The sequence below is a fragment of the Nitriliruptor sp. genome (assembly GCF_040882075.1).
In the GTDB taxonomy this organism is placed as follows: Bacteria; Actinomycetota; Nitriliruptoria; order Nitriliruptorales; family Nitriliruptoraceae; genus Nitriliruptor.
Genome location: NZ_JBBEBZ010000121.1, coordinates 1 through 3,269, shown reverse-complemented (window position 1 = coordinate 3,269; position 3,269 = coordinate 1). Strand labels below are relative to the sequence as shown.

Sequence of the window (3,269 nt, the reverse complement as noted above, 5' to 3'; positions counted from 1 at the left end):
AGCCTAGAACGGCGCTGCGACCGGTCGGAGGCGGTTCCTGATCCTCTTGGGAGTGGATGAGTCGGCGCGTACCGGGGTCCTGACGTGGCGCTGATGCCACGTCAGGACCCCGGTGGCGACCGGTTCCGAGTAGGGACCTGGGTCCTGACCTTCGTGAGCTTCAGGTTCGCCACAGGCTCGGCCGCGACGTTGTGCGCAGTCGCCGGTCTAACAGGGGGTCGGTGAGCACCAGGTGTGAGGCTTCGATCCGGTCGGCGGTAGTTGGTCGCCGTGCTGACCGGGGAGCCAGGGGCGAAACCGACACACCTTCCCAACACGAGGCGCGAGAGCGCCAGGGAAGGCACACACCATGAAGCACCGCAAGCTGTTCACCGCGGCCCTCGCCACGACGATGGCGCTCGGGCTTCTGACCGGCACCGCCGGCGCCCACCACCGCACGCCATCGATCCAGTTCAACGATGCCGCACTGGGAGCGGACCTATCGGTGGCGTTGAACACCCCGGTCACAGTCACCGGTGAGGCGTTCCAGAAGGACTCCGCGGATCTTAAGGAAGCGGCCATCCAGAGGTGCGTCCTCGAGGGCGCGCACGTCGCTGCGGAGTCGTGTGACGGGGGCGCGGGGACGTGGACGACCGTCGCGTCGACGAGCGGGCCAAGTCACGCTGCCGTCACCTACGAAGCGCCGACGAGCGTCGCTGGTGTCTTCGGGTACCGGACGTTGACCGCCGGTGACGAGGCTGACACCGCGAACCTCACGGTGACGTCGGGCAGCACAAGCCAGCGCCACAACGCCTGCAACGGCATCGAGAACGCGCACAGCAAGGTGAAGGACGACGCCAAGGCGAAGCAGAAGCTCGCCGAGCACGCCGAGAAGTTCGGTTGCGACGTCGAGTGACCCGACGCGGACATCAACGGTGAGGGGCGCCCACTGGGCGCCCCTCACCGTTTTGCACTTGCGGGAAACAGCCTTCTTCCGCGGAAGAAGCTAGGCCGGCAGGATGCGGTCCGCACGATCTGCTCCGGTCCAGCGAGCCTGTCAGCCGAGGCGCTCGGCGGTGAACGCGATCCGTGCGTCGTGCACCGGCCTGACCTGCTGACGGTTGGCACGGTGCACGACCACTGGGCCGGTGGATGACCGTGAACCGCAGGGACCCGCTGACGGTCACCCCGGTGCACGGTCGCCGGGCCAGCCCAGGTGGGTCCGCGGTGGCCGTGACGCGCCCGCACGCACGACCTGCTGCGGTCGAACAACCAATTCAGCCGAGGCGCGCGGCGGTGAACGCGAGGGAGACTGCCGCGAACAGGACCGCCAGCATGGAGAAGATCAGGAGCCGTGTCTGTGCGGTGATCTCGCCGCGCAGGGTCGCGACCAGCCGGTGCTCGACGACCTCGAGGTCACGCTTGGTGGCGATCTCGCCCCATCCGGTGGGCGGGAGGTGCTCCATCAGCGTCCTCGCGTGTCCGGGTCCCAGAACATCGGTCAGCTGGTTGTACAGCTCATGACGCGCGTGTTCGTCGATGGCCATCGTGCCTCCGGAGTCAGCTGCGGACAAGTGGCGGCACCCTGCCATCACCCTCGCCCTCGTGGTCACCGGAGCCGGCTGGCGCTGTGGACAGCGCCAGACCCAGCCCCTCAGGTGGGTTGGAGGCGGACGGCGACGAGTTCGGCGACGTCGGCGAGGACGCCGGTGCGCCGTGGTCGCGCGGCCGCGTCGTGCACCGGAGTGACCTGCTGACGGTCGACTCGGTGCACGATCGCTGGGCCGAGGGAGGAGCGTGCACCGGACTGACCTGCTCACGGTCGGCTCGGTGCACGATCGCACGGACCACCTGAGGGCGGATCCGCGGTGGCCGCTGCACTCCCCGCGGAAGCGCTACTTCTTCCGCGGAAGAAGCTACGCGGGTTGGAGGCGGGCGGCGACGAGCTCGGCGACGTCGGCGAGGACGCCGGTGAGGTCGTAGTCCTTCGGGGTGAACACGGCGGCGACGCCGGCCTCGCGGAGCTTGCGTTCGTCCTCGGGCGGGATGATGCCGCCGGCGACGACCGGGACGTCGTGGCCCTCGGCGGCCAGGCCCTCGAGCACCTGGGGGACCAGCGCCAGGTGCGAGCCCGACAGGATCGACAGGCCGACGACGTGGACGTCCTCGTCGACGGCGGCACGCACGATCTGGTCCGGCGTCAGCCGGATGCCCTCGTAGATGACCTCCATGCCGAGGTCGCGGGCGCGGATGGCGACCTGCTCGGCACCGTTGCTGTGACCGTCGAGTCCGGGCTTGCCGACCAGGATCCGGAGCCGACGGCCGATCTGCTGCTCGACGGCCGCCACGCGGCGGCGGCCCTCGGCCAGCTTCTCGGCGAGGTCGCCCCCGGAGGCCATGGCCCCGTCCGATACGCCGGTCGGGCCGCGGTACTCGCCGAACACCTCGCGCAGCACCTGCGACCACTCGCCGGTCGTGGCGCCAGCCTTGGCGGCCGCGATGGACGCCGCCATGAGGTTGTCGTCACCTTCGGCCGCCCGGCGCAGTTCGTCGAGCGCGGCGGTGACCGCCGCCTCGTCGCGCGTGGAACGCCACGCCTCGAGCCGGGCGATCTGTTCGGCCTCGGCGGCGTCGTCGACCCGCAGGATCCCGCCCTCGGAGTCCACGAGCGGCGACGGCTCGTCGGTCGTGTGGGCGTTCACACCGATCACGGTCTGGGTGCCGGACTCGATGCCCCGCAGCCGCTGCGCGTTGGAGCGCACGAGCTCGGACTTCATGAAGTCGACCGCTTCGACGGCGCCGCCGAGGTCGAGGACCTGGTCGAGTAGCGCGGTGGCGCCCTGGATCAGCTCGTCGACCTTGCGCTCCATCACGACCGAACCCTCGAACAGGTCGTCGTTCTCGAGCAGGTCGGTCTCGAACGCCAGCACCTGCTGCATCCGCAGGGACAGCTGCTGGTCCCACGGGCGGGGTAGGCCGAGCGCCTCGTTCCACGCCGGTAGCTGCACGGCGCGGGCCCGGGCGTCCTTCGACAGGGTCACGCCGAGCATCTCGATGAGGATGCGGGTGATGTTGTTCTCGGGCTGCTGCTCGGTCAGGCCGAGCGAGTTGACCTGCACCCCGTACCGGAACCGGCGGTACTTGGGCTCCTCGACGCCGTAGCGCTCGTGGGTGATCCGGTCCCACAGCTCGACGAAGGCGCGCATCTTGGCGACCTCCTCGACGAACCGGATACCGGCGTTGACGAAGAACGAGATGCGCCCGACGACCTTGCCGAACTCCGCCTCGGG

3 protein-coding genes are annotated in these 3,269 nt (G+C 69.8%); 1 reads left to right on the top strand and 2 read right to left on the bottom strand.

What is annotated here, in order from left to right:
- The first annotated feature begins 349 nt into the window (after positions 1–349).
- Positions 350–895 (top strand): hypothetical protein, encoded by a 546-nt coding sequence (locus tag WEB03_RS07355; protein WP_368070299.1) that lies wholly within the window; start codon positions 350–352, stop codon positions 893–895.
- A 361-nt stretch (positions 896–1,256) separates the two neighbouring features.
- On the opposite strand, the gene WEB03_RS07350 is transcribed toward WEB03_RS07355, so the two are convergent.
- A complete protein-coding gene (locus WEB03_RS07350) occupies positions 1,257–1,526 on the bottom strand; it encodes a hypothetical protein (protein ID WP_368070298.1) in 270 nt (89 codons plus the stop codon).
- Positions 1,527–1,895: 369 nt separating this feature from the next.
- On the bottom strand, positions 1,896–3,269 hold a 1,374-nt coding region (locus WEB03_RS07345; RefSeq protein WP_368070297.1), incomplete at its 5' end, for a methylmalonyl-CoA mutase family protein.

Excerpts from the sequence above, each read along its gene's own strand:
- WEB03_RS07355 (WP_368070299.1), top strand. The coding sequence starts at position 350 with ATGAAGCACCGCAAGCTGTTCACCGCGGCCCTCGCCACGACGATGGCG.
- WEB03_RS07350 (WP_368070298.1), bottom strand. The coding sequence starts at position 1,526 with ATGGCCATCGACGAACACGCGCGTCATGAGCTGTACAACCAGCTGACC.